The sequence below is a fragment of the Brachybacterium atlanticum genome, from assembly GCF_025669985.1.
Taxonomy (GTDB): domain Bacteria; phylum Actinomycetota; class Actinomycetes; order Actinomycetales; family Dermabacteraceae; genus Brachybacterium; species Brachybacterium conglomeratum.
Map to the genome: position 1 here is coordinate 1 of NZ_JAKJJW010000029.1, position 26,221 is coordinate 26,221.

The window sequence follows — 26,221 nt, forward strand, 5'->3', positions numbered from 1 at the left end:
CCTCGCCCCGCCGCCGCCGGCCGCGCCGTCGGAGCCCGCCGCGGCACGGCGCCGACGGACCCGCCGCGTGCCGGGACGGCACGGGGCACGGCCCGCCCCTGCACTAGGATCCGGGCAGCAGCACTTCCCCTGGAGGAGACCATGAGCAGCACCGACCAGCGCCCTGCGCGACCGTTCGGCGCGGTGGGGACCGCGATGGTCACCCCGCTGAGCGCGGACGGCCACCGCGTCGACCTCGACGCGGCCCAGTCGCTCGCCGCCCACGTCGTCGAGCACGGCCACGACCTCGTCGTCGTCTCCGGCACGACGGGGGAGGCGCCCACCCTCACCGACGTCGAGAAGATCGACCTGGCCCGCGCCGTGGTCGAGGCCGTCGGCGACGAGGCGACCGTGGTCGCCGGCGTCGGCACCTACGACACCGCCCACTCGATCGACCTCGCCCGCGCGCACGCCGAGGTCGGCGTCGACGGGCTGCTCGTGGTCACGCCCTACTACTCCAAGCCCTCCCAGGCCGGGGTCGTCTCGCACACCACCGCGATCGCGGACTCCACCGACCTGCCGGTGATGCTCTACGACATCCCCGGCCGCGCCGGGATCCCGCTGGCGCTGGAGACCCTGCTGCGCCTGGCGGAGAACCCGCGCATCGTCGCGGTGAAGGACGCCAAGGCCGACCTCCAGCAGGCCTCGCTCGTCATGGCGCAGACCGACCTCGTCTACTACTCCGGCGAGGACGCGCTGAACCTGCCCTGGCTGACGCTCGGCGCGGCCGGCATGGTCTCCGTGGTCAGCCAGATCGCCGGCGACATCGAGCGGGAGATGGTCGAGGCGGTGGACCGCTCCGACCTGCCCGCCGCCCTCCAGGCCCATCGCCGGCTGGTGCCCGTGGTCGAGGCGGTCATGAACCGGATGCCCGGAGCTGTCGCCGCGAAGGCCGCGCTGCACCTGCAGGGCGTGCTGCCGCACGCCGCGATGCGCGGGCCGCACCTGCCCGCCGACGCCACCCAGCTGCGCGAGCTCTCCGCCGCGCTGGACGCCGCCGGCCTGCTCTGACCCGATCCGCCCGAGTGCCGAGGAGACCCCGATGACCGCCGCCTTCACCGACCGTCTCCCCGCACCGCCCGAGCTCGCCCCGGGCACGCTGCGGATCACGCCGCTGGGCGGCCTCGGCGACGTGGGCCGCAACATGACCGTCCTCGAGTACGAGGGCCGCCTGCTGATCGTCGACTGCGGGGTGCTCTTCCCCGAGGAGTCCCAGCCCGGCGTGGACCTGATCCTGCCGGACTTCGACATGCTCGAGAACCGGCTCGACGACGTCGCCGCGATCGTGCTCACCCACGGGCACGAGGACCACATCGGCGCCGTGCCCTACCTGCTGCGGCGCAAGCCCGACATCCCGCTGGTGGGAAGCCAGCTGACCCTCGCCTTCATCGAGGCGAAGCTGCGCGAGCACCGCATCCGTCCCTTCACCCTCGCCGTCGCGGAGGGACAGACCGAGAGCTTCGGCCCCTTCGAGTGCGAGTTCGTGGCCGTGAACCACTCGATCCCCGACGCGCTCGCGGTGCACGTGAGCACCCCAGCCGGGACCGTCCTGCACACCGGCGACTTCAAGATGGACCAGCTCCCGCTCGACGGCCGGATCACCGACCTGCGCGCCTTCGCCCGCCTCGGCGAGGCCGGGGTGGACCTGTTCATGACCGACTCCACCAACGCCGAGGTCCCCGGCTTCACCGTCGGCGAGCAGGAGATCGGTCCGGTGCTGGAGGGGATCTTCGCCCGCGCACGCCAGAAGATCGTCGTGGCCTCCTTCTCCAGCCACGTCCACCGCGTCCAGCAGGTGCTCGACGCCGCCGCGGCGCACGGGCGGAAGGTCGCCTTCGTGGGCCGCTCGATGGTGCGGAACATGGGCATCGCCGCGGAGATGGGCTACCTCCGCGTCCCCGAGGACACGCTCGTCGACGTCAAGCGGATCGACTCCCTGCCCGACGAGCAGGTGGTGCTGATGTGCACCGGCAGCCAGGGCGAGCCGATGGCGGCGCTGGGCCGGATCGCGAACCGCGACCACCGCGTCTCCGTCGGCCCCGGCGACGTGGTCATTCTCGCCTCCTCCCTCATCCCCGGCAACGAGAACGCGGTCTTCCGCGTGGTCAACGGTCTCGTGGCGCTCGGCGCCGAGGTGGTCCACAAGGGCAGCGCCAAGGTCCACACCTCCGGGCACGCCAGCGAGGGCGAGCTGCTGTACTGCTACAACATCGTGCGGCCGAGGAACGTCATGCCGATCCACGGCGAGGTCCGCCACCTCATCGCCAACGGCCGCATCGCCGAGGCCACCGGCGTGCCGCGCGAGCGCGTGGTCCTCGCCCGCGACGGCCAGGTCGTGGACCTGAAGGACGGGATCGCCGAGGTGGTCGGGGAGATCCCCAACGGTTACGTGTACGTGGACGGCTCGAGCGTCGGCGAGATCTCCGAGGCCGACCTCAAGGACCGCCGCATCCTCGGCGACGAGGGGTTCATCTCCCTGTTCGCGGTCGTGAACTCCGAGACCGGGGCGCTGATCGCGGGACCCGAGATCCACGCCCGCGGCGTCGCCGAGGACGACGCGGTCTTCGACCGGCTCCGGCCCGACATCGTCAAGGCACTCGAGCAGGCGGTCGCCGACCAGGCCGACCGCCGCGACACGTACCAGCTGCAGCAGGTCATGCGGCGGGTCGTCGGCCGCTACGTCGGCCAGCGGCTGCGCCGGCGCCCCATGATCATCCCGGTGGTCGTCGAGGCCTGAGCCTCCCGCCTCCCGCCGAGCCGGACACGTGCCCGCGGCGCGCGCCGGGGGCGGAACCCCTGTCGGCGGCGGGATCCGCACCCCGCGGGACCGGATCGCGCGGGTCGCCTCCCGGGCCGAGCGGGGGCCGGAATGTACCATCGGGACCATGGCGACACGTACGTCTTCCCCCGCACGTGCGTCGAAAGGCTCGTCCCGCTCCTCGGCCTCCGGCAGCTCCCGGACCCGCGGAGCCGCGGCGAACGACCCCTCGACGCTCCCTCTGCCGGTGCGCGCAGTGCGCTCCGGCTATCTGGCGATCGCCCGCATGGTCGGCGGCATGGTCCGCGGCATCGGGGTGCAGCGCTGGGAGGTCGAGCCCGAGCAGCGGCGCGACGGCTACGCGCTGTTGCTGATGCTCATCGCGGTGCTCGTCGCCGTGGTCGAGTGGTGGCAGTCCAGCGGCCCCGTGCTCGGCGCCGTGCACACCGTGGTCGCCGGCACCTTCGGGATCTCCTCAATGGTGATCCCGCTGCTGGCCGCCGGCTGGTCGATGCGCATGTTCCGCCGCCCCGACCAGGTGCGCGCCAACACCCGCATCTCGATCGGGATCGCCGTGCTGCTCACCGCGATCTCCGCCATCGCCTCGGTCTCGGCGCGCCTGCCCGCCCCGGCCGACGGCATCGACGCCCTCGCCCGCGGCGGCGGCGTGCTCGGCTATCTCGCGGCCGCGCCGCTCGAGGCGCTGCTGCCGCCGCTGGCCGTCGTGATCATCCACTCCGCCCTGATCGCCTTCGGCATCCTCGTGCTCACCGCGACGCCGGTCGAGTCGATCCCCTCCCGCCTGCGCGGCGTGTACGACGTGATGGTCGGCCGCAGCGAGGAGGAGGACGAGGAGCGCATCGCCTTCGGCCTGCGTCCGCGCCGCGTCGACCCGGCCGTGCACGAGCAGGAGACCGCGGCCCAGCCCGCCGTCCGCACCCGTCGCCGCACCCGCAAGGAGAAGGCGGAGGCCGCGGAGGCCGAGCGGGACCACGAGGCGTTCGGCTACGTCGGCGACGAGGCCTTCGAGCAGGGCGTGGCCGAGGAGGGCCGACCCGGCGCGAAGAAGCCGGGTCGCGCCGGCAAGGGCGCGAAGTCCGCGAAGACCGGTCCCGCCGGCCCCCGCCGCGGCGCCCGGGAGGACGCGACCGAGGTCTTCGACGTGGTCGAGGACGAGAACCAGCGCGCCAAGACCTTCCCCACCGGCGACGAGGCGCCCACCGCGGCGCTGCCCGCCAAGGGGGCCCGCGGCGGGGACCGCACCACCCCCGTGCCCGCGAAGAAGGTGCCGGCCGCCGCGGCGGCGGCCCCGGAGAAGACCGAGGACGCCGCGGAGCTGGTGCATCCGCCGATGGGCGACCTGCCCCGCGCGGGCGAGCAGCTCGAGCTCGCCGGCGACGTGGTCTACACCCTGCCGGAGTCCTCCTTCCTGCTCGAGGGCCCCCCGCACAAGTCCCGCTCCGAGGCCAACGACCAGGTGGTCAGGGCGCTCGAGGAGGTCTTCGAGCAGTTCAAGGTCGCCGCCGAGGTGGTGGGCTTCTCCCGCGGCCCGACGGTCACCCGCTACGAGGTCGAGCTCGAGCCCGGCACCAAGGTCGAGAAGGTCACGGCGCTGGACAAGAACATCGCCTACGCCGTCGCGAGCTCGGACGTGCGCATCCTCTCGCCGATCCCCGGCAAGAAGGCGATCGGCATCGAGATCCCCAACACCGACCGCGAGACCGTCGCGCTCGGCGACGTGCTGCGCAGCCAGGTCGCCCGCCGCAACGAGCACCCGCTGGTGATGGGCGTGGGCAAGGACGTCGAGGGCGGGTTCGTCGTCGCGAACCTCGCCAAGATGCCGCACCTGCTGGTCGCGGGCGCCACCGGCGCCGGCAAGTCCAGCTTCGTCAACTCGATGATCACCTCGATCCTCATGCGCGCCACCCCGGAGGAGGTGCGGATGGTGCTGGTGGACCCCAAGCGCGTGGAGCTCACCATCTACGAGGGCATCCCGCACCTGATCACCCCGATCATCACCAACCCGAAGAAGGCCGCCGAGGCGCTCGAGTGGGTCGTCAAGGAGATGGACGCCCGCTACGACGACCTCGCCGCCTTCGGGTTCAAGCACATCGACGACTTCAACAAGGCAGTGCGCGCCGGGGAGGTGCAGGTCCCCGCCGGCAGCGAGCGGCGCCTGGCCCCCTACCCGTACCTGCTGGTGGTCGTCGACGAGCTCGCGGACCTCATGATGGTCGCCCCCCGCGACGTCGAGGCCTCGATCCAGCGCATCACCCAGCTCGCCCGTGCCGCGGGGATCCACCTGATCCTCGCCACGCAGCGCCCGTCGGTCGACGTCGTCACCGGCATCATCAAGGCGAACGTGCCCAGCCGCCTCGCCTTCTCGACCTCCTCCCTGCAGGACTCCCGCGTCATCCTCGACACGCCCGGTGCGGAGAAGCTCATCGGCCAGGGTGACGCCCTGTTCCACCCGATGGGCAAGGCGAAGCCGATGCGCGTCCAGGGCGCCTGGGTCAACGAGTCGGAGATCCACAAGGTCGTCGACCACGTCAAGACGCAGATGACGCCGAACTACCGCGAGGACGTCACCGTCGTCGCGGAGAAGAAGCAGATCGACGACGACATCGGTGACGATCTCGAGGTGCTGCTGCAGGCCGCGGAGCTCGTGGTCACCACGCAGTTCGGCTCGACCTCCATGCTGCAGCGCAAGCTGCGCGTCGGCTTCGCGAAGGCGGGCCGGCTGATGGACCTGCTCGAGTCCCGCGAGATCGTCGGCCCCTCCGAGGGCTCGAAGGCCCGCGACGTGCTCGTCCACCCCGACGAGCTCGGCACCGCAATCGCCCGCATCCGCGGGGAGGAGGCCCCGAGCGGGGAGGGCGACGAGCCCTACGGCGCCGACCAGGCCGTCGACCTCGACCCCGAGCCGACCGAGCCCGTGGGCGAGGGGAGCGCCGACCGGTACGGCAGCGACCCGCTCGCCGACGACGGCACCGAGCCCGCCGTCGACTACTACGACGAGGACGACGAGGAGAGCGAGGACGCCTGGAGCCTCACCGGCCGCTGAGCGTCCCGCCCCCGTCCCGCCCTCGTATCCCGTCCCGCCGCACCCCAGGAGCACCGATGACCACGAAGCCCGAGGCCGAGGTCCCGCTGTGGAACATCGCCAACATCCTCACCATGCTGCGCTGCGTCATGGTGCCGCTGCTGGTGGTGCTCGCGATCCTCTATCCCGACTCGGTCGGCGGGCGTCTGCTCGTCGCCGCGGTGTTCGTCCTGGCGATGATCACCGACTTCGTCGACGGGCACCTCGCCCGCAGCCGCAACCTGATCACCGACTTCGGCAAGATCATGGACCCGATCGCGGACAAGGCGATCACGGGCGCGGCGCTGATCATGCTCTCCGTGTGGGAGTACGTCCCCTGGTGGATGACCGTGCTGATCCTGGTGCGCGAGATCGGCATCACCGTCATGCGCTTCACCATCCTGAAGTACGGGGCGCTGCCGGCGAACATGGCCGGCAAGGCGAAGACGATGGTGCAGTCCATCGCGATCACCTTCTGCCTCATCCCCTTCGAGCTGTGGTGGTCCCCGGCGCGCTGGATCGGCCTGGCCCTGGTGCTGCTGGCCGTGGTGCTGACCGTGTGGTCCGGCCTGGTGAACCTCAAGGACGGCCTGCGCCTGCGCCGTGAGGCGCTCTCGGCGGGGACCGCGCAGGCATGAGCGGGACCCCCGCCGCGGTGATCGACGCCGCCGCGGTGATCGACGCGGCGCGCGAGCGCGGCTGGTCCCTCGCGACCGCCGAGTCGCTCACGGCCGGCGCGGTCGTGGCCCGACTGGTCGACGTGCCCGGTGCGAGCGATGTCGTCGCCGGGGGAGCGGCCTGCTACTCCTACGCGGCGAAGAGCCGAGTGCTCGGCGTGGACGCCGGGCTGCTCGAGCGCACCGGCGCGGTGACCGCGCAGGTCGCCGCCGCGATGGCCGAGGGCGCGCAGCGGCTGTACGACGCCGACCTCGCCGTGTCCACGACCGGAGTGGCCGGCCCCGGCCCCGACGCGCGGGGTGTGCCGGAGGGCACGGTGCACCTCGGGATCGCCCGACGCGGCGGTCCCGCCCGCACCCGTGAGGTCCGTCTCTGCGGCGGGAGAGCCGAGATCCGGGCCCTCGCCGTCCAGGCGGCCCTCGACGAGCTCGCCGTCGAGCTCGCCGATCCGTCCGAGTCCTGATCAGCCGGGGACGACGCGGTCCTCTCCTCCCCGACGTCCACCGTGCACATCTTCAGCGAACCCTCGGACGTGGCCCACTACACTCTGGGGAACACCCTCGCGGGAGGACGCGTTGGGCTCTACGTGATGACGACGACGTACCGCATCCCAGAGGTGCATGAGAAGTTCATCCAGAGTCAGAGGAAGGGAGGAAGGTCCATGATCCTGTACCGCCAGGAGCTGGGGGACGTGCTGCGCGATGCGCGCCGTGCCCAGGGCCGCACGCTGCGGCAGGTGTCCTCCGACGCGCGCGTCTCGCTGGGCTATCTCAGCGAGATCGAGCGCGGGCAGAAGGAGGCCTCCAGCGAGCTGCTCGTCTCCGTGACCGACGCCCTCGGTCTCCCGCTGTCCTTCGTCCTGCGCGAGGTCTCCGATCGCATCGCGGTCGCCGAGCGCGTGACGATCCCGGACACGGTCCCCGAGGGGCTCGCCGACGGCACCGCGCCGCTGGTCGGCGCCAGCTGAGGTGCGCCGCAGCGAGTTCGCGGAGCTGGCCGATCACGTGTTCGGCTCGACGCTGGCCCGCACCTACACCCACGACCTCGTGCTCGAGGAGGTCGGCGGCCTGACCGCCGCCGAGGCACTCGAGCGCGGGGTCGCCGTGCGTGCGGTGTGGACCGCGCTGTGCGAGGCGATGGAGGTCCCCGAGTCCGCCCGCTGGGAGATCCCTGTCGAGCAGCGACGACGCTGACGTCCCCCGGGGCCGGCGCCGCCGCCGGCCCCGCAGGATCGCTGCGGAACACGCGGCGCGACACGCCCGCGGCCGACTTGAGTTCGAACGTCTGTTCGGTAGTCTGTGTCCGTCGGTCCCCGGGCATCGTGCCCGCCTCAGCACCTCTCCTCCCCAGCGCCCCGTCATCCACAGGGGCACCGGGGCAACGGCGAATGTCGGGGTCGGCGCCTACTGTGGCCGCAAGGTCACCACGTCGGCCCACCCGGCCCTCAGGAAGGAACACCCCATGGCTGCATCGAAGTCCGCCCCCAAGTCCACCGCGAAGGATCGCGGCTCCTCCCTCGACAACGCCCTCGCCCAGATCGACCGCCAGTTCGGCAAGGGATCGATCATGCGGCTCGGCGACGACACCCGCCCGCCCGTCGAGGTCATCCCCACCGGATCTGTCGCGCTGGACGCCGCCCTCGGGGTCGGCGGCCTGCCCCGCGGCCGCATCGTCGAGATCTACGGTCCGGAGTCCTCGGGCAAGACCACCGTCGCTCTCCACGCGGTCGCCAACGCGCAGCGCAACGGCGGCATCGCCGCGTTCATCGACGCCGAGCACGCGCTGGACCCCGAGTACGCCAAGAAGCTCGGCGTGGACACCGACGCCCTGCTGGTCTCCCAGCCGGACACCGGCGAGCAGGCCCTCGAGATCACCGACATGCTGATCCGCTCCGGCGCACTGGACATCGTCGTGGTCGACTCCGTCGCCGCGCTCGTGCCCAAGGCCGAGATCGAGGGCGAGATGGGCGACTCCCACGTCGGCCTCCAGGCCCGCCTCATGTCGCAGGCGCTGCGCAAGCTCACCGGCGCGCTGTCCTCCTCGGGCACCACCGCGATCTTCATCAACCAGCTGCGCGAGAAGATCGGCGTCTTCTTCGGCAGCCCCGAGACCACCACCGGCGGCAAGGCGCTGAAGTTCTACGCCTCGGTCCGCATGGACATCCGCCGCATCGAGACCCTGAAGTCCGGCTCCGACGCCGTCGGCAACCGCACCCGCGTCAAGGTCGTCAAGAACAAGATGGCCCCGCCCTTCAAGCAGGCCGAGTTCGACATCCTCTACGGCGAGGGCATCTCCCGCGAGGGCGGCCTGATCGATCTCGGCGTGGAGCACGGCGTGGTCCGCAAATCCGGCGCCTGGTTCACCTACGAGGGCGACCAGCTGGGGCAGGGCAAGGAGAACTCCCGCCAGTTCCTCAAGGACAACCCGGACCTCGCCGCGGAGATCGAGGAGAAGATCCTGCGCACCCTCGGAGTCGGCAAGTACGCCGCAGAGCAGTCCGCCCCCGAGACCGAGATCGGAGCCGAGGACGTGCTGGGCGAGGACGAGTTCCTCGACGAGGACGTCCCCGCCACCATCTGAGCGATGACTCCTCGGCACCACCCCGGCGGCGCCGGCGACCAGCAGGTCGTCGGCGCCGACGACGTCCCTGCGCGGCCCCCGGACACAGCACCGCACGCGGACCGGTCCGCGACCGCCTCCCCGCGGCAGAGCTCCCCAGGGGCGGCCCCTGCCCGGCGCACGAGCCCCGCGCAGCAGGTGACCGAGCAGCTCGCCACCCGCACCCGGGAGATCCTCGAGCGGCCGCGTGTCGAACAGAGCGAGGAGGAGCGCGCGCGGGAGAAGCAGGTCGTGCACGAGTGCCGGTACCTGATGCGCCTGCTGTCCACGCGGCGTCGCTCCGAGGGGGAGATGCGTCAGCGGCTCGCCGAGCGGGAGGTCCCCGCGGACATCGCCCACGAGACGATGGCCCGCATCGCCCGCGCCGACCTGATCGACGACGCCGCCTTCGCCCGCGAGTGGGTCCAGCAGCGCCGCTCGTTGCGCGCCCTCGGCGACGAGGCGCTGCGCCGCGAGCTCGGGGCCCGGCGCGTCGACGCCGAGCTGATCGAGGCCGCTCTCGCGGACGGGCAGAGCGACGAAGAGCAGCGCTGCCGCGAGCTGATCCGCTCCCGCCTCGACCACCGCGACCGGGAACGGCTGCGCGAGGAGCGCGACGGCAGCCACCGCCGGAGGCTCTCGCGCCGACTCGACGCGCTCCTGACCCGCAAGGGCTACCCCGGCGACCTCGCCGTCCACGTGATCGCGGGCGAGCTGCGCGCCGCGGCCGAGGACCCCGCCGCCTGAGCAGGCGGGCGCCGCACGGCGCGCCGCCGCGCAGGACGTGGGCCCGGATCAGCCCGTCTCAGCCCGTCGAGGCCGCCCCGTCGGAGGCGTCCTCCCGATCAGCCACCGAGGGGCTGTCACCGCGGGATCCGCGGCGCCTGATGAGCTGCAGGACCACGGCGATCACCGCGAGCACGAGGCCCGCCACGGAGACGACCACGTGCGGATAGACCATCAGCACGCCGCCGATGAGGAGCAGAGCCCGCTCCAGGGCGCTGGTCCGCCCGAAGAAGTACCCCGCGAGCCCGGCCGCGATCACCATCATCCCCAGGACCAGGGTGGCCAGCGCCGGGACCAGCTCGGCGATCGTTCCCTGGAGCAGCAGGGACGGCTCCAGGACGAACACGAAGGGGATCAGGAACGCCGCGATCGCCAGCTTGACCGCCGTGACCCCGGTCTTCATCGGATTCGCACCTGCGATCCCTGCACCGGCATAGGCCGCGAGGCACACCGGCGGAGTGATGTCGGCGAGGATGCCGAAGAAGAACACGAACATGTGCGCCGCGATCACCGGCACCTCGAAGTTGTTGATCAGGATCGGCGCCGCGATGGTCGCGGTGACCACGTAGTTCGCCGTCGTCGGCAGACCCATGCCCAGGATCACGCAGACGATCATCGTCATCAGCAGCACCAGCAGGAAGCTGCCCTGGGCGATGTCGATGATCGAACCGCCGAGGCGGCTGCCCAGCCCCGTGCTGGTCACGGTGCCGGCGACGATTCCCGCCGTGGCGCAGGCGGCGATCACCGGCAGTGCAGTGCGAGCGCCCGCCTCCAGCATCTTCACGATCCCGACGAAGCCCAGCCTGGTCGACTTCCTCAGGAAACTCAGCACGAAGGCCGCGCCGATGCCCCACAGCGCCGCACGGGCCGGGGAGAAGCCGTCCAGCATCATCCACACGATGATCACCAGCGGAATGATCAGGTCCGCCCGTTTCGCAAGCGACTTCCAGGACGGGAGCATCGACGCGGGCAGACCGCCGAGCCCGTTGCGCTTGGCATCGAAGTGGACAGAGAGCATGACGCCGAGGAAGTACAGCAGCGCGGGGATGATCGCGATGACGATGATCTCCGCATAGGGCACGCCGGTGTACTCCGCCATGATGAACGCGGCCGCGCCCATGATCGGCGGCATGAACTGGCCTCCGGTGGACGCGGTGGCCTCGGTGGCCCCGGCGACGTGCGGCTTGAACCCGGCCTTCTTCATGATCGGGATCGTGAAGGACCCCGAGGCCACCGTGTTGGCGACCGAGGATCCGGAGATCATGCCCTGCAGACCGCTGGCGGCGACCGCGGCCTTGGCCGGACCGCCGGTGAAGCGCCCCGCGACGCGGAACGCGAGGTCGTTGAAGAAGGCGCCGATGTTCGTGCGGATCAGCACCACCGCGAACAGCAGGAACAGGAAGATGAAGGTCGAGGAGACCTGGATCGGGGTGCCGAACACGCCCGAGCGCGCCGTGAAGAACGTGCCGACCGCGTAGTTCTGCCAGCTCATCCCGTACACGAAGATCGAATACGCGATCGCGAGGGACGCGATGATCACGATCGGCAGCCCCACGCAGCGCCTCGTGGCCTCCAGGACCAGCAGGATCCCCAGGGCGGCGACGATGTAGTCGACCTCCCGGAACCCCATGATCTGCACCAGGTTGCTGGTCAGGTGCCGGTACTCGATGACGATGTACAGGTTCGCGCCGAGGGAGAGGATCGCCAGGACGGCGTCGTACCAGGGCACCCCGTCGGTCAGGCTCACACGCCTGTTGATCGGGTAGAGCAGAAAGATGATGGAGGTCGCGCCGCCGAGGTGGATCGCGCCCTGGATGAGGGAGGGGCGCGATCCGAAGACCCCGGTGTAGAGGTGGAACAGCGTCAGCGCGATCGAGAGACCGCCCACGATCCACACCCAGGCCCCGAGCCCGGTGCGAAAGCGGCTCGCGCTGTCGTGCTCCCTCAGCAGCGCCTCCGTCTGCTCCTCGGCCTCCTTCACGGACTCCGCATCGAACGGTGCGTCGAGCGCGGAGTCCTCGCGCCGAGGAGCGGACGGCGTGTCGGCAGTGCTCATCTCAGAGGAGCCCCTGCTCCTGGTAGTACTTCTCGGCGCCGGGGTGGAAGGGGACGTCCCCCTGGCCGAACAGGGCGTAGTCGTGTGTGATCAGTTCGCTCTGCGGGAGAGTGATCTGATCGGCGAACTCGAAGGTCGCCGCCGTGATCTCGTAGGCCACCTCGGGGCTGACCTGCGTGGTCGACGCGACCAGGGCCGCGGCGACGGACAGCGTGGTCAGCGGCTCGGTGACGAACTCGTAGGCGCCGGGCTCGATCGTGTAGACCTCGTACAGGGAGCCGTCGGCGATCTCCTGCGCCGTGTCCTCCTCGAGCGAGAGCAGCGTGACGTCGTTGGTGGCGGAGAGGTCGCCGAGCGAGCCGGTCGGGGTGCCCACCACGAAGATCGAGGCGTCGATGTTGCCGTCGCGCAGGAGATCCAGCGAGCTGGAGAAGTCCTGCTCGAAGGGCTCGTAGTCGCCCTCGGCGATCCCATAGGCGGCCAGGATCGCGTCGGAGACCGCACGGGTGCCCGAGCCGACGTCGCCCACGGCGATGCGCTTGCCCTTGAGGTCCGCCACGGACGTGAAACCGGCCTCGGTCAGCGTTACCATGTGCGCGGCCTCCGGATAGAGCGCGGCGATCCAGCCGAGGTTGTCGACCTGCGCCCCCTCGAAGTCGGCGGAGCCGGTGACCGCGGCGTTCGCGGTGTCGGACTGCGCGATCCCGAGCTGCCACTCCTGCTGGAAGATCATCCCGATGTTCTCCACCGAGGCGCCGGAGTCTGTGTAGTTGACGGTGATGCCCTCGATGTTGTCCTGGTAGATGCTCGCGTACTCGCCCCCGAGCGGGTAGTACACGCCGGCGGTGCCGCCGGTGCCGAAGGTCAGGTCGGTGACGAAGTCGCCCTCGCCGCCCTCTGCGGGTGCACCGCCCTCGCCCCCGCCGCTCCCGCCGTCGTCGCCGCAGGCGGCGAGCACACCGGCTCCCAGGATCGAAGCGCCCAGGGCGGCAAAGCTGCGTCGTCGCATTCGCATGTCTACTCCTCGTCAAGGTCGTCACCGGGGAACGAGCACCGGGCGGACAGCTGTGTCTCGTCGGCTTCCCCGCAGGTCATGATCACCTTAGGTGGATCCGGAGTGGGGACGGTCACTTCACGGCGATCGTTTCCGCCCTGTGACCTGAGGGCCCGCCCGCCCCGAGCGCCGTACCCTGGGACCACTATGCCTCTCACCGCTCCCGCCCCGCAGCGCGGCACCTACCAGGTGCGCACCTTCGGCTGCCAGATGAACGTGCACGATTCCGAGCGCCTCACCGGCATGCTCGAGGACTCCGGCTACAGCGCCGCCCCTTCGGGAGCGGACCCGCGCCGCGGCGAGGTCGACGTGATCGTGTTCAACACCTGCGCGGTGCGGGAGAACGCGGACAACAAGCTGTACGGCACTCTCGGAGGGCTCCGCCCCGGCAAGGACGCGAACCCGGGCATGCAGATCGCCGTCGGCGGCTGCCTGGCGCAGAAGGACCGCGCCGCGATCGTCGAGCGCGCCCCGTGGGTCGACGTCGTCTTCGGCACCCACAACATCGGCTCGCTGCCGGTGCTGCTGGACCGCGCCCGCCACAATGCGGAGGCCCAGGTCGAGATCCTCGAGTCCCTGGACGTCTTCCCCTCCACGCTGCCCACGCGGCGCGAGTCCGCCTACGCGGCGTGGGTGTCGATCTCCGTGGGCTGCAACAACACCTGCACCTTCTGCATCGTCCCCTCCCTGCGCGGCAAGGAGAAGGACCGCCGGCCCGGCGACGTCCTCGCCGAGGTGCGCGACGCGGTCGACTCCGGCGCGATCGAGGTGACCCTGCTGGGCCAGAACGTGAACTCCTACGGCGTGGAGTTCGGGGACCGCGGCGCCTTCGCGAAGCTGCTGCGCGCCTGCGGCGACGTCGAGGGGCTCGAGCGGGTGCGCTTCACCTCCCCGCACCCGGCGATGTTCACCGACGACGTCATCGACGCGATGGCCGAGACGGACAACGTCATGCCCCAGCTGCACATGCCGCTGCAGTCCGGCTCCGACGACGTGCTGCGCCGGATGAAGCGCTCCTACCGCTCCAAGAAGTTCCTCGGCATCCTCGACCGCGTCCGGGAGCGGATCCCCGAGGCCGCGATCACCACCGACATCATCGTCGGCTTCCCCGGCGAGACCGAGGACGACTTCCAGCGCACCCTCGAGGTGGTCGAGGCCTCCCGCTTCTCCAGCGCCTTCACCTTCCAGTACTCCATCCGCCCCGGCACCCCCGCCGCGACCATGGAGGACCAGATCCCCAAGGAGGTCGTCCAGGAGCGCTTCGAGCGGCTCGTCGCCCTCCAGGACCGCATCGCGCACGAGGAGAACCTGGCCCAGGAGGGGCGCGGCGTGGAGATCCTCGTCGCCGAGGGGGAGGGGGACCGCGACGCCGAGACCCGCCGGCTCTCCGGCCGCGCCCGCGACCACCGCCTGGTGCACTTCTCCCTGCCCACGGACCTGCCCGAGGCGCAGCGGCCGCGGCCCGGCGACCTCGTCACCGCGACGGTCACCCATGCCGCGCCGCACTACCTCATCGCCGACAGCGCCCTCGAGGCGGGCACGCCCCTGCGCGCGGGGGATCCGCGCTTCTCGGTGCGCCGCACCCGATCCGGCGATGCCTGGGAGGCGGGCGTGCAGGGACTGGACGCAGGCGGCTCCTGCGGCACCGGCCACGAGGGAGCGGCACCGGCCGGCCCAGTCACCCTCGGGATGCCGAGCCTGCGCCGCCGCTGAGCCGTCGGCGCGAGGTCCCGTCGTCGGCCGCACCCTCCGCACAGGGACGAGCCGGGGCCCTCGCGATCGCTCGCAAGGGCCCCGGCCCGTGGTCCGCCGGAGGCGGGGATCAGGTGTCGAGGTCGTCGAGCTCGGCGCCGAGACGCTCCTCCAGGCTGTGGAAGAAGGCGATCACGGTGCTGAGCCCGCACTTGATCGCGCTGTCGATCTGGGAGTCGAGGGCGCCGGCGCGGAAGTCCGCGGCCAGCTCGCCGTACACGCCGAGGAGACCCTCGGACTCGCGGCGCACGTAGACCTTCGGCCAGATGCGGTTCATGTTCCACTCGTTGCAGAGCTTGATCATCTCGACCTTGCGCGAGACGTCCACCGAATGGCTCCAGCGGCCGCGGGTCTGCAGCACGCCGAGGCCCTCTCCGGTGAGCATGAACTGGAAGCGGTAGTCGTCGAAGCGCGCGCGGACGATCTCCGCGTGCTCGTCGTCCTCGACGAAGGCATAGCCATGGCGCGTGAGGCTCTCCTCGAGCCTCGCCATGCTCACAGGGGCCAGACCAGTGGCCGAGTCCGTCCTGACAGGGGACTCGTTCGGTGCAGTCACTTCCCACCTCGGGCGTTGGACGTAGGGCCTGGCAGGCGTGTCCGTGCCAGGATCGCCGATCACCCTACTCCCTCCACCGGGGAACCGGGCAGGGCCCGTGCCCCCGGGAGCCCGGTGACACCTCCCACACGACTACAGTGCGGGCTGTGGAGCACAGCGCGCAGGACCCCGCCCCCGCCTCGGCGGACACGCCGCTGATCGCCGTGGTGGGCGCGACCGCGACGGGCAAGTCGGACCTCGCGATCGCCCTGGCCCGGCAGCTCGACGGCGAGGTGATCAACGCCGACGCCCTCCAGCTGTACCGCGGCATGGACATCGGCACCGCGAAGGTCACCCCCGAGGAGCGCGCCGGGGTGCCTCATCACCTGCTGGACGTCCTCGAGGTCACCGAGGAGGCCAGCGTCTCCGCCTATCAGCGCGACGCGCGTGAGGCGATCGCCGCGATCCGGTCCCGGCGCAGGACCCCGATCCTGGTCGGCGGCTCCGGGCTGTACGTGCGCGCCGTGCTCGACGACATCGAGTTCCCGCCCACCGACGCCGCCCTGCGCGAGCGCCTCGAGCAGCGCATCGCGCAGGAGGGGACGGAGGCGCTGCACCGCGAGCTCGCCGCGAGCGACCCCGAGGCCGCAGGGATCATCGGCCCCCGCGACGCGCGCCGGATCGTGCGCGCCCTCGAGGTCGGCGCCCTCACCGGGCGGCCCTTCACCGCCTTCCTGCCCCGCCCCCTGTACGCCGACGCCTCCACGGTGCAGATCGGGCTGCGCCGCGACCGCGCCCTGCTCCACGAACGGATCGCCGTGCGCGTGGACCGCATGGTCGAGGCCGGACTGCTCGAGGAGATCCGCGCGCTGCGGGAGCAGGGGCTCGACCGCGGCCTCACCGCACGCCGCGCGATCGGCTACGAGCAGGGCCTGGCCGTGCTCGACGGCGCCCTCGACTGCGCCCAGGCGATCCAGGACACGGTCACCGGCACCCGCCGGCTGGTCCGCAAGCAGGACACCTGGTTCCGCCGCGATGCGCGGGTGCACTGGCTCGACGCGGACGAGGACGCGGACGGCACCCCCCTCCTCACGCGAGCGCTCGCCGTCCTCGAGGCGCAGGACACAGCGGCCGTCGGGTCCCGGCCGTAGGCTTCCGCCATGAGCGCACCCCTCGCCTTCACCAAGGGCCACGGCACCGAGAACGACTTCGTGATCCTCGACGACCCCGACGGCCGGCTCGAGCTGGACGCCGCCCGCGTCGCCGCGCTCGCCGACCGCCGTGCCGGGATCGGCGGCGACGGCGTGATCCGCGCCGTCCGCTCCCGCGCCGCCGGGATCGATGCCCCTGACGACGCCCCCGAATGGTTCATGGACTACCGCAACGCCGACGGCTCGATCGCGGAGATGTGCGGCAACGGGGTCCGCGTCCTGGCCGCGCACCTCCAGCGGGCCGGGCACGTCCGCGAGGACCGCTTCACGATCCTCACCCGCGCCGGTGTGCGCGGCGTCGAGATCCTCGAGCGGCCGACGGGCCCTGGCGCTGCCTGGCAGGTCCGCGTCGGCATGGGCGCCTCCCGCACGGCCTTCGAGGCGCGCACGGTCGAGATCGCCGAGCTGCGCCTAGACGCGACCGACGTCGACATGGGCAATCCTCACGCCGTCGCCTTCCTGCCCGCGGACATGGACCTCGACGGCCTCGACCTCTCACGCCGACCCGCCCTGGACCCGGAGCCGGTGGACGGGGCGAACATCGAGCTGGTCAGCGAGCGCGGTCCGCACCACGTCGCGATGCGCGTCCACGAGCGCGGGGTGGGGGAGACCCGGTCCTGCGGCACCGGCGTCGCCGCCGTCGCGGTCGCCGCGGCGCTGCGCGCCGCGGACGAGTCCCGCACGCCGTGGACGGTGGACGTGCCCGGCGGGCGGCTCGAGGTGGGCTGGACCGAGGAGGGGGAGGTCACGCTCAGCGGCCCCGCCCAGCTGGTCGCCGACGGGACGACCCTGCTGAGCGCCTGAACGCCTGAGCGCCGGCGGAGCGGGAGCGCTGCCGCCGCCCCGTCAGCTCTCGGGACCGATCTCCAGCACCCGGAAGCCCTTCGCGCTCGCCGCCTTGCCGACCTCCCGCGCGGGCAGCAGCTCGCCGAGCCAGCGCGCGAGCGGGTCGGCGCCGAGGTTCTTCCCCACCACCAGCGCGGCGGTGCCCGTCGGCCGCAGACGCGCCGTCCACTCGCGCAGGAGCTCGTGCAGCGCCGGCTTCCCGATGCGGATCGGCGGATTCGACCACAGGGTGTCCACGGCGAGATCCCCGGGGATCTCCTCCGGCGCGAGAACCCGCAGGTTCTCCACGCCCGCACGACGAGCGTTCTCGGCGGTCAGCTCGCGGGCGCGCTCGCTGACGTCCACCGCCCACACCTCGACCCCGGGATGCCGCAGCGCCGCCGTCAGGGCGATCGGCCCCCATCCGCACCCGAGGTCCACGAGCGTGCCGCCCTCCGGGGGCTCCGCGACCTCGTCGAGGCGGTCCAGCAGCACCGCCGTCGCCTTGTCGAGCCCGTGCCCGCTGAACACGGCGGAGGAGGAGACGAGGTCCAGGTCCCGCCCGGCCAGACGCACAGGCAGCGGGAATCGACGGTCCGGGGCGGAGGGGTTCGCGGTGAAGTAGTGCTCGTCCACCCCCGCAGGATACGGAGCCCCGGCCCCTCACGGCGACGCACGGAGCGGCCCGTGCCCTGATCCTGGCCGTCCCCCGCGTTCGGGGCGTGATCCGACCGTGATCCGGCTCCGCCCAGCGCAAAATCCCTCGACCCGGACGAGAGGACGTGGGATTCTGGGACGACCGCTTCACCCGACCCAGAGGAGTGCCCCGATCGTGCCCATCGCCTTCCATCCCGAACCCGATTCCGACCGCGACGTCGACGGGACCAGCACGGGAAGGACCGGGGCCGTCGAGCACTCTCCCGCAGCGGAGGACCCCGCGCCCGTCGGTCCCCGTCGCGACCCGCTCACCGAGCGGATCCTCTCCCGCGGCGACGCCTCCGTCCAGGGCACCACCTTCTCCTCGGAGGCCGACGGCGAGCAGTACGACCTCGCCGACCGCCAGGCGCTGCGCCGCGTCGCCGGGCTCTCCACCGAGCTCGAGGACGTCTCCGAGGTCGAGTACCGCCAGCTGCGTCTGGAGCGCGTGGTCCTCGCGGGTCTGTACACCTCCGGCAACTCCGACGAGGCCGAGACGAGCCTGCGCGAGCTCGCCGCGCTCGCCGAGACCGCCGGCTCCGAGGTGCTCGACGGGATCCTCCAGCGCCGTGCCCACCCCGACCCCGCGACCTTCCTCGGCAAGGGCAAGGCCGCCGAGCTCGCCGACATCGTCGCCGAGTCCGGGGCGGACACCGTGATCGCCGACGGCGAGCTCGCTCCCGGCCAGCGCCGCGCCCTCGAGGACATCGTCAAGGTCAAGGTCATCGACCGCACCGCCCTGATCCTGGACATCTTCGCCCAGCACGCGAAGTCCCGGGAGGGCAAGGCCCAGGTCGAGCTCGCCCAGCTCGAGTACCTCCTGCCGCGTCTGCGCGGCTGGGGCGAGTCCATGTCCCGTCAGGCCGGCGGCCAGGTGGGCGGCGCCGGCGCCGGCATGGGCTCTCGCGGCCCGGGCGAGACGAAGATCGAGCTGGACCGCCGTCGCATCCGAGACCGGATGGCGAAGCTGCGCCGCGAGATCCGGCTCATGGCCCCCGGACGCGAGGCGCAGCGCGCCGACCGCCGCCGCCACCAGGTGCCGGCCGTCGCGATCGCCGGCTACACCAACGCTGGCAAGTCCTCCCTGCTGAACCGGCTCACCGGCGCCGGGGCGCTGGTCGAGAACGCGCTGTTCGCGACCCTGGACCCGACCGTCCGCCGCGCCACCACCCCGGACGGGCGCGAGTTCACCTTCGCCGACACCGTCGGCTTCGTGCGCCACCTGCCCACGCAGCTGGTCGAGGCGTTCCGCTCGACGCTCGAGGAGGTGGGCGACTCGGACCTGCTCCTGCACGTCGTGGACGCCTCCCATCCCGACCCCGAGGGGCAGGTCACCGCGGTCCGCACCGTGCTCGGCGAGATCGAGGGCTTCGACGTCCCCGAGATCGTCGTGCTGAACAAGGCCGATCTCGCCGCGCCCGAGACCATCGCGCGCCTGCGCAGCCAGGTCGAGGTCAGCGCCGTGGTCTCCGCCCGCACGGGGGAGGGGATCGAGGAGCTGCGCGAGCTGATCGCCGAGCGTCTGCCCCGCCCTGCGGTCGAGGTCGACCTGGTCGTGCCGTACTCCCGCGGCGACCTCGTCTTCCGAGCCCACACCACCGGGGAGGTCCTTGCCGAGGAGCACCTCATGGAGGGCACCCGCGTGCACGCCCTCGTGGACGAGACCCTCGCCGCGGAGATGCGCACCTCGTCCTGAGGCCGCGGTGGGACGGATGTCCCCGGAGCCCCGACGATCCGGTGCCGCGGGTGCCGCGGGGATACCGAGGCCCCGGGCATCGGGAGATCGGGCACACCGGGGTGCGCCTCGGCGGGTCCCGGTGCCCGCGCGGATACGCTGATCCGATGACCACCGCACCCGAGCATCCCGTCGCCCCGGCGGCGGCCGACGTCCCGCTGTCGGACCTGATGGATGCCGCGGTCTCCGCCGTCGGGGGCTCGCCCCGCCCCGGCCAGCAGACGATGGCGGAGGCGGTCGACCTGGCGATGTCCGGCGGCCGGCACCTCCTGGTCCAGGCGGGCACCGGCACCGGCAAGTCGCTGGGATATCTGGTGCCCGCGATGCGGCACGCGCTCGTCACCGGGCGCCCCGTGGTCATCTCCACGGCGACGATCGCGCTGCAGACCCAGATCGTGCGCAAGGACCTGCCGCGGCTCGCCGAGGCGCTCGCCCCGCATCTGCCGCGCACCCCGACCTTCGCGCTGCTCAAGGGGCGCGCGAACTACCTGTGCAAGCACAAGATCGCCGGCGGCTATCCGGTCGACATCGAGCCCGGCGCTCTGTTCTCCGAGGCGTCCTCGGACCCCTCCCGCACCGGCGGCGAGAAGCTCGGGACCCAGGTCAAGCGTCTGCGGGAGTGGGCGGAGGAGACCGATACCGGGGATCGGGACTCGCTCGAGGACGCCGTCTCGGACCGTGCCTGGCGTCAGGTGTCCGTCACCGGGAACCAGTGCATCGGCACCTCCTGCCCGATGATCCAGGACTGCTTCGCCGAGCGCAGCCGCGAGGTCGCGCGCGAGGTGGACGTGGTCGTGACGAACCATGCGCTGCTCGCGATCGACTCCTTCGACCGCCACGGCATCATCCCCGAGCACGACGTCGTCGTCTTCGACGAGGCCCATGACCTCACCGCCCGGGTCACCAGCGCCGTCACCGAGGTCCTCAACCCCGGCATGCTGCGCGGCGCGGTGCGGGACCTGCGCGGTCTCGGCGTCGCGGCGACCGCGCTGGACGATGCGGGGGAGGAGCTTCGCGCCGCGCTCGAGCTCGCCCCCGACGGGCGCGTGCTCGGCGACCTGCCCGATCAGCTCGCCGATGCCGTCGGCCACGTCCGCGTCGAGGCGCGCACCGCCCACTCGGACGCGAGGGACGCCGGCGACGACTCCTCCGCCGGGGCGCGGAAGACGGTGCGGGCGAACCTGCAGGAGATCATCGACGTGTGCGAGCGCCTGAGCGACCCGGGCGAGGACGACGTCGTCTCCGTCTCCCGCGGGCAGGCGACCGGCCGCGCCTCGCTGCAGGTCGCGCCGCTGAGCGTGGCCGCGGCGATGCGCGGTGCGATCCTCGAGGACCGCACCGCGGTGCTGACCTCCGCGACGCTCGCTCTCGGCGGTCGCTTCGAGCCGGCCGCCGGGGAGGTGGGCCTCGCCCGCCGGGGACGGGTCGCCGAGGACGAGATCCCCGCCGCCGAGGACTCCGGGGCCTGGGCGGGGATCGACGTGGGCAGCCCCTTCGACTACCGGCGCCAGGGCATCCTCTACACCGCCCGCCACCTCCCGCAGCCGGGCCGCGACGGCCCCTCGCCCGCGATGCTGGATCACCTCACCGAGCTGGTGGAGGCCTCGCGCGGGGGAGCGCTGTGCCTGTTCTCCTCGCGCCGTGGCGCGGAGCTCGCCGCCGAGCACGTCCGCGCACGGCTGGACCTGACCGTCGCGGTGCAGGGCGAGGACTCCATGGCGAACCTCGTGCGCACCTTCCGCGAGGACGAGGACGCGAGCCTGTTCGGCACGCTCACGCTGTGGCAGGGCGTGGACGTCTCCGGCCGCTCGCTGCGTCTGGTCACCATCGACCGGATCCCGTTCCCCCGACCGGACGACCCGCTGATGTCGGCCCGCCAGGAGCGGATCGCCCAGCACGGCGGCAACGGCTTCATGGCCGTCGCCGGCCAGCACGCCGCGCTGCTGCTGGCCCAGGGGGCGGGGCGGCTGATCCGGCGAGAGACGGATCGCGGGATGGTCGCCGTGCTCGATCCGCGTCTGTCGACCGCACGGTACGGCTCGTTCCTGCGCGAATCGATGCCGCCGCTGTGGCCGACGGTCGACCCCGAGGTCGCCCTCGGCGCGCTCCGGAGGCTCGCAGCGGGCTCCTGAAACGCGCCGCGGGCTCCAGCGGAGCGCGAGCCCGGGAGCTCAGACGGAGCGCAGCACCGCGACGACCTTGCCGAGGATCTCGGCATGGTCGCCGAGGATCGGGGCGAAGGCCGGGTTGTGTGGCATCAGCCACACGTGGTCGTCGCGCTGCACGAAGGTCTTCACCGTCGCCTCGCCGTCGATCATCGCCGCGACGATATCGCCCTTCTCCGCGGTGCTCTGCGAGCGGACCACCACCCAGTCCCCGTCGCAGATCGCGGCGTCGATCATCGAGTCGCCGACCACCTGCAGCAGGAAGAGGTCCCCGCCGCCGACCAGGCGCTCGGGAAGGGTGAAGACGTCCTCGACCTGCTCCTCGGCGGTGATCGGGATGCCGGCGGCGATCCGGCCCACCAGCGGGACGTTCACCGAGCTGCCGCCGGGCTCGATCTCCACGGGCGGGGCGGGGACGTCGTCGGCCTCAGGCATCACGACCTCCATCGCGCGCGGACGCTTGGGGTCACGGCGCAGGAAGCCCTTGCGCTCGAGGGTCTGCAGCTGGTGGGCGACGGAGGACGAGGAGGTCAGGCCCACGGCATCGCCGATCTCGCGCATCGACGGCGGGTAGCCGCGCGCGGCGACGGCCTCGCTGATCGTCTCGAGCACGAGGCGTTGGCGACGCGTCAGGCCGGCCGTGCGCTCGTCGGCCGGCGCATCGCCGCGGGCCCTGGTCGGCTTGGGGGTGCTCGGCGTCATCGTGCGGCCTCCTGGCGTCGTCTGTCGGACCCATCGGGTTCCGTTGTCCTCGTGGCCCAGCGTAGGGCGGCACGCGAGGGATGCCAAACATGTGTTCGATGTTCCTCTTGCGTGTCGCGAGCGGCGCGGGCTACAGTCGCACAGAGATTCGATCGAACAGGAGTTCGGAGATGAGTACCCACACCGCCACGGTTCTTCCCTTCCCGCGGCAGGACGAGCAGGCCTGCGAGTCCGTCGCTCGACCGCGTGTTCGACTCGAGCCGACCCGCCGCGGCCGGCGCCTCCTCACGGGTGTCGCCTTCCTGCTCGGCCTCGCGGTCGCCGCGATCGCCCTCCTCGCGCTCGACCTCCCCGCCGCCCTCGCGGGCACCGAGCCCGCCCAGCCCGCCGTGATCACGGTCGAGGCGGGCGACACCCTCTGGGACTACGCTGCCGAGCATGCCCCCGAGGGCGTTGGCGAGGCCGAGTTCGTCAACGAGGTCCGCAGCCTCAACCACCTGCCCACCGGCCGGATCACGGCCGGTCAGCAGCTCGAGCTGCCCGTGCTGGAGGGTGCCTCGCGCTGAGCGGGGGTCGTGCCGGTACCCTGAGCGGATGCACTGTCCGTTCTGCCGCCACCCCGATTCGCGCGTCGTCGACTCGCGCACGTCCGACGACGGCGCGACGATCCGGCGCCGCCGTCAGTGCCCCAGCTGCTCGCGCCGCTTCTCCACCTCGGAGACCGCTTCGCTGTCGGTCCTCAAGCGGTCCGGAGTGAGCGAGCCCTTCAGCCGGGCGAAGGTCATCTCCGGCGTCCGCAAGGCGTGCCAGGGCCGTCCGGTCAGCGACGACCAGCTGGCCCTGCTCGCCCAGCGGGTCGAGGAGAGCATCCGGCTCAGCGGGCAGGCGGAGATCGACGCCCATCAGGTGGGCCTGTCGATCCTGCAGCCGCTCCAGGAGCTGGACCTCGTGGCCTACCTGCGCTTCGCGAGCGTCTACCAGGACTTCGACTCCCTCGACGACTTCGAGGCCGCGATCGCGCGGCTGCGCGCCGAGGGCTCCCAGGTGCAGGGAGCAACCACCGGGGGCGGCGCGACGGGCTGAGCGCCGTCCGCCGTCTGCGCGGATCCGGAGACATTCCTGGACATGGTGCAGGAGGGGGTCGGACTGTGCTTAAGATATTCCTCGTGCACCGACCAGGTGCACACCAGATCGGCGGTCGTGGAGGGGAAGCCACGGCCGCCGATCGCCGTCCCGGGACCCTGAGGACCCGGGGGCGTCGGCGGAGGGCTCAGCCCGCCATGCCGGCCGGGAGCTCCCGGGCGTGGACCACCCCGAGGTGCTGCGTGGAGCGCGACATCGCGACGTAGAGGTCGCCCGCGCCGTGCGCGTCGATCAGCTCCGCCGGCTCCACGATCACCACGATGTCGAACTCCAGGCCCTTCGCGTCCTGTGCCGTCATCACGGCGACCTCGTCGTCGACGCCCGCCGAGCCGACGCCTACCGACGGCACGGACTCGAGGGAGTCGATCGCGGCGGCGAGATCGTGGAGGCGCTCGGCCGCGGCGATGACGGCGATCCGTCCCGGGAGGCGATCGTGCACGCGGCGCACCGCCTCGGCGCTGCGCGCGGTGAGCTCGGCGGGGGAGGCCTGCTCGAGCAGCGGGTCCTCCTCGCCGTCCCGGACCGAGCTGACCTCGGTGACCGGCAGCGAGCGGGCCTGTGCCATCGCGACCGCGCGGTCCATGATCCGGCGCGGGGTGCGGTAGTTGACGGTCAGGTGCTCCACCTGGAGCCGGTCCTGGATGTAGGGGGACAGTGCCGCGGTCCAGGAATCGGTGCCGCCGGCGGAGGAGGTCTGCGCGACGTCGCCCACCACGGTGAAGGACTTGGTGGGGACGCGGCGCATGAGCGCCCGCCAGCTCATCGGGGAGTGCTCCTGCGCCTCGTCGACCACGACATGGCCGTAGGTCCAGGAGCGCTCGGAGGAGGCGCGCTCGGCAAGGGTGCGGCCGTCGCGGATCTGCCCGACCTGATCGGCGAGGTCCTCCGCCCGGACGATGCCGGAGGTGTCGATGTTCTCGATGACCTTGCGGGCGTACTCCACGTCCGCCCGGCGTCGCTCGGCGTCGTCCCTGGCCTTCGCCTCGGCCGGGGCGGCGTCCTCGCCGAGGAGCTCTGCCACCTCGTCCAGCAGCGGCACGTCCTCGACCGTCCAGGGCGAGTCCTTGGGGCGCACCAGCAGGTCGACCCGACTGGCGAGGGAGCGCGGCGCCGCTGCCCGCAGACGGTCGGGACGCGCGAACAGGATCCGCAGGAAGCCCTGCGGGGTGTAGGGGAGCCAGGCCAGGTTCAGCTGCCGCTTCACCTCGGGGTCGTGGCGGAGGTCGGAGAGCAGGTCCGGTCGGTCCTCCGGCACGATCGTGGAGCCCTGCGCGACGAGCGCGCGCTCGTACGCCTCGACCAGGCGGTCCATCGCCGCGCGGACGAACACGGCGCGGGCCGCGTTGTGGGGCTTGTGCGTGGCGCGGGCCTCGCGCCGGGCGGCGCGGAGCATGTCCCGGGTGAGCACGAGCGGCGTGCCGTCGATCCGCAGCCTCACGTCCTTCTCGGGGACCGCCTGTCGCTGCTTGACCGCGCGCAAGAGCAGCTCCGCCATCGCGGCGTCGCCCTTGAGGCGCGCCACGTCGTCGACGTCGTGGGAGAACGTCTCGACCCCGGGGAACATCTCTCCCGGCGTCATCATCACGACGCCGGACTCGCCGAGGCTGGGCAGGACGCGTTCGATGTAGCGCAGGAACCCGGGGGTTGGCGCCATGATCAGCACGCCCGTGTGCTCGAGCCGTCGGCGGTGGGTGTACAGGAGGTAGGCGGCGCGGTGCAGGGCCACGGCGGTCTTGCCGGTGCCCGGTCCGCCCTGGACCACGAGCACGCCGCGGTTCTCGGAGCGGATGATCCGGTCCTGCTCGGCCTGGATGGTCGCGACGATGTCGCCCATCCGGCCGGTGCGCGTGCCGGAGACGGCGGCGAGCAGCGCCCCCTCGCCCTGGAGGACCACGTCGTGCTCCCCGTCCTCGAGCACGCTCTGGTCCAGCACGTCGTCCTCGAGGCCGACGACGGTGCGGCCGCGGCTGATCAGGTGCCGACGCAGGCGCACATCGAGGCGCTCGGTGCTGGTCGCGCGGTAGAAGGCGGCGGCGGCCGGGGCGCGCCAGTCCACCAGCAGCTGTTCGCGCTCGGGGGTGAACAGGCCGATCCGGCCTATGTAGTGGCGTGCGGCGTCGTCCATGTCCAGGCGTCCGAAGACGACGCTGCGGGACACGGAGCGCAGCAGGGCCAGGCGGTCCTCGTAGAGGGCCATGAAGGAGTCGCGCTCGGAGCGGTTCTGGTGGGTCGAAGCCTGCTGCGACCCCTGGATCCGGTCGAGGTTCCGCTCGACGTGGGTGATCAGCTCGTCGACCCGGGCGTAGAGGAGATCGGCGTACTCCTGCTCCCGTGCGATCTCCCGTGCGACCTGCTCCTCGGCCTCGCGGGCGATCTGCTCCTCGGTCCCGTCCACTGGTCTGCCCC

General features: G+C 72.2%; 22 protein-coding genes. 16 read left to right on the plus strand and 6 right to left on the minus strand.

Features of this window, described 5'->3' with window-relative positions; genetic code table 11:
• Positions 1-141: 141 nt before the first annotated feature.
• From dapA to L3K22_RS12945, 9 genes are all read left to right on the plus strand, one after another.
• Complete coding sequence (dapA, locus tag L3K22_RS12905; RefSeq protein WP_263311727.1) at positions 142-1,050, plus strand: 4-hydroxy-tetrahydrodipicolinate synthase; 909 nt, start codon at positions 142-144, stop codon at positions 1,048-1,050.
• Positions 1,051-1,081: 31 nt separating this feature from the next.
• Positions 1,082-2,776 (plus strand): ribonuclease J, encoded by a 1,695-nt coding sequence (locus L3K22_RS12910; RefSeq protein WP_263311728.1) that lies wholly within the window; start codon positions 1,082-1,084, stop codon positions 2,774-2,776.
• A gap of 148 nt (positions 2,777-2,924) precedes the next feature.
• On the plus strand, positions 2,925-5,861 hold the full coding sequence (locus L3K22_RS12915; protein ID WP_263311729.1) for an FtsK/SpoIIIE family DNA translocase: 2,937 nt from the start codon (positions 2,925-2,927) through the stop codon (positions 5,859-5,861).
• Positions 5,862-5,917: 56 nt separating this feature from the next.
• The gene (pgsA, locus tag L3K22_RS12920) at positions 5,918-6,517 is read left to right on the plus strand and encodes a CDP-diacylglycerol--glycerol-3-phosphate 3-phosphatidyltransferase (RefSeq protein ID WP_263311730.1); all 600 of its coding nucleotides are present in this window, start codon (positions 5,918-5,920) and stop codon (positions 6,515-6,517) included.
• Positions 6,514-7,020, plus strand: coding sequence for a CinA family protein (locus L3K22_RS12925; protein WP_263311731.1), 507 nt, complete (start codon positions 6,514-6,516; stop codon positions 7,018-7,020). Before pgsA ends, L3K22_RS12925 begins: the two co-directional genes overlap by 4 nt.
• A 198-nt stretch (positions 7,021-7,218) precedes the next feature.
• Positions 7,219-7,524, plus strand: a complete 306-nt coding sequence (locus L3K22_RS12930) for a helix-turn-helix domain-containing protein (RefSeq protein WP_263311732.1) — start codon at positions 7,219-7,221, stop codon at positions 7,522-7,524.
• A 1-nt stretch (position 7,525) separates the two neighbouring features.
• Complete coding sequence (locus tag L3K22_RS12935; protein WP_263311733.1) at positions 7,526-7,750, plus strand: DUF3046 domain-containing protein; 225 nt, start codon at positions 7,526-7,528, stop codon at positions 7,748-7,750.
• A 268-nt stretch (positions 7,751-8,018) separates the two neighbouring features.
• Positions 8,019-9,137: a recombinase RecA gene (gene recA / locus L3K22_RS12940; protein WP_263311734.1), complete on the plus strand. Its 1,119-nt coding sequence runs from the start codon at positions 8,019-8,021 to the stop codon at positions 9,135-9,137.
• A 3-nt stretch (positions 9,138-9,140) separates the two neighbouring features.
• Positions 9,141-9,902 (plus strand): regulatory protein RecX, encoded by a 762-nt coding sequence (locus tag L3K22_RS12945; protein ID WP_263311735.1) that lies wholly within the window; start codon positions 9,141-9,143, stop codon positions 9,900-9,902.
• A 58-nt stretch (positions 9,903-9,960) separates the two neighbouring features.
• Here the strand turns inward: L3K22_RS12945 and L3K22_RS12950 are convergent, their stop codons facing one another.
• A complete protein-coding gene (locus L3K22_RS12950; protein WP_263311736.1) occupies positions 9,961-11,997 on the minus strand; it encodes a TRAP transporter permease in 2,037 nt (678 codons plus the stop codon).
• A gap of 1 nt (position 11,998) precedes the next feature.
• Complete coding sequence (locus tag L3K22_RS12955) at positions 11,999-13,012, minus strand: TAXI family TRAP transporter solute-binding subunit (protein WP_263311737.1); 1,014 nt, start codon at positions 13,010-13,012, stop codon at positions 11,999-12,001.
• 186 nt (positions 13,013-13,198) lie between these two features.
• Here L3K22_RS12955 and miaB point away from each other — a divergent pair, with 186 nt between their 5' ends.
• The gene (gene miaB, locus L3K22_RS12960; protein ID WP_263311738.1) at positions 13,199-14,764 is read left to right on the plus strand and encodes a tRNA (N6-isopentenyl adenosine(37)-C2)-methylthiotransferase MiaB; all 1,566 of its coding nucleotides are present in this window, start codon (positions 13,199-13,201) and stop codon (positions 14,762-14,764) included.
• A gap of 109 nt (positions 14,765-14,873) precedes the next feature.
• On the opposite strand, the gene L3K22_RS12965 is transcribed toward miaB, so the two are convergent.
• On the minus strand, positions 14,874-15,296 hold the full coding sequence (locus tag L3K22_RS12965; RefSeq protein ID WP_263311739.1) for a YbjN domain-containing protein: 423 nt from the start codon (positions 15,294-15,296) through the stop codon (positions 14,874-14,876).
• Between the two features lie 209 nt (positions 15,297-15,505).
• Between L3K22_RS12965 and miaA the strand changes: the two genes are divergently transcribed.
• Both miaA and dapF read left to right on the plus strand, forming a co-directional pair.
• Entirely contained in the window at positions 15,506-16,489 is a 984-nt protein-coding gene (miaA, locus tag L3K22_RS12970) for a tRNA (adenosine(37)-N6)-dimethylallyltransferase MiaA (protein ID WP_263311740.1), read from the plus strand.
• 9 nt (positions 16,490-16,498) lie between these two features.
• Positions 16,499-17,353 (plus strand): diaminopimelate epimerase, encoded by an 855-nt coding sequence (gene dapF / locus L3K22_RS12975; RefSeq protein WP_263311741.1) that lies wholly within the window; start codon positions 16,499-16,501, stop codon positions 17,351-17,353.
• 42 nt (positions 17,354-17,395) lie between these two features.
• Here dapF and L3K22_RS12980 read toward each other — a convergent pair whose 3' ends face one another.
• Positions 17,396-18,010, minus strand: a complete 615-nt coding sequence (locus tag L3K22_RS12980; RefSeq protein ID WP_263311742.1) for a class I SAM-dependent methyltransferase — start codon at positions 18,008-18,010, stop codon at positions 17,396-17,398.
• Positions 18,011-18,206: 196 nt separating this feature from the next.
• On the opposite strand from L3K22_RS12980, the gene hflX reads away from it, so the two are divergent.
• Complete coding sequence (hflX, locus tag L3K22_RS12985; protein WP_263311743.1) at positions 18,207-19,766, plus strand: GTPase HflX; 1,560 nt, start codon at positions 18,207-18,209, stop codon at positions 19,764-19,766.
• A 146-nt stretch (positions 19,767-19,912) separates the two neighbouring features.
• Positions 19,913-21,937 (plus strand): ATP-dependent DNA helicase, encoded by a 2,025-nt coding sequence (locus L3K22_RS12990; protein WP_263311744.1) that lies wholly within the window; start codon positions 19,913-19,915, stop codon positions 21,935-21,937.
• A 39-nt stretch (positions 21,938-21,976) separates the two neighbouring features.
• Here the strand turns inward: L3K22_RS12990 and lexA are convergent, their stop codons facing one another.
• Positions 21,977-22,672: a transcriptional repressor LexA gene (lexA, locus tag L3K22_RS12995; RefSeq protein ID WP_263311745.1), complete on the minus strand. Its 696-nt coding sequence runs from the start codon at positions 22,670-22,672 to the stop codon at positions 21,977-21,979.
• 170 nt (positions 22,673-22,842) lie between these two features.
• On the opposite strand from lexA, the gene L3K22_RS13000 reads away from it, so the two are divergent.
• A complete protein-coding gene (locus L3K22_RS13000; RefSeq protein ID WP_263311746.1) occupies positions 22,843-23,238 on the plus strand; it encodes a LysM peptidoglycan-binding domain-containing protein in 396 nt (131 codons plus the stop codon).
• Between the two features lie 28 nt (positions 23,239-23,266).
• Entirely contained in the window at positions 23,267-23,755 is a 489-nt protein-coding gene (gene nrdR, locus L3K22_RS13005; RefSeq protein ID WP_263311747.1) for a transcriptional regulator NrdR, read from the plus strand.
• A gap of 187 nt (positions 23,756-23,942) precedes the next feature.
• On the opposite strand, the gene L3K22_RS13010 is transcribed toward nrdR, so the two are convergent.
• Positions 23,943-26,210 (minus strand): HelD family protein, encoded by a 2,268-nt coding sequence (locus tag L3K22_RS13010; RefSeq protein WP_263311748.1) that lies wholly within the window; start codon positions 26,208-26,210, stop codon positions 23,943-23,945.
• Positions 26,211-26,221: the final 11 nt, after the last annotated feature.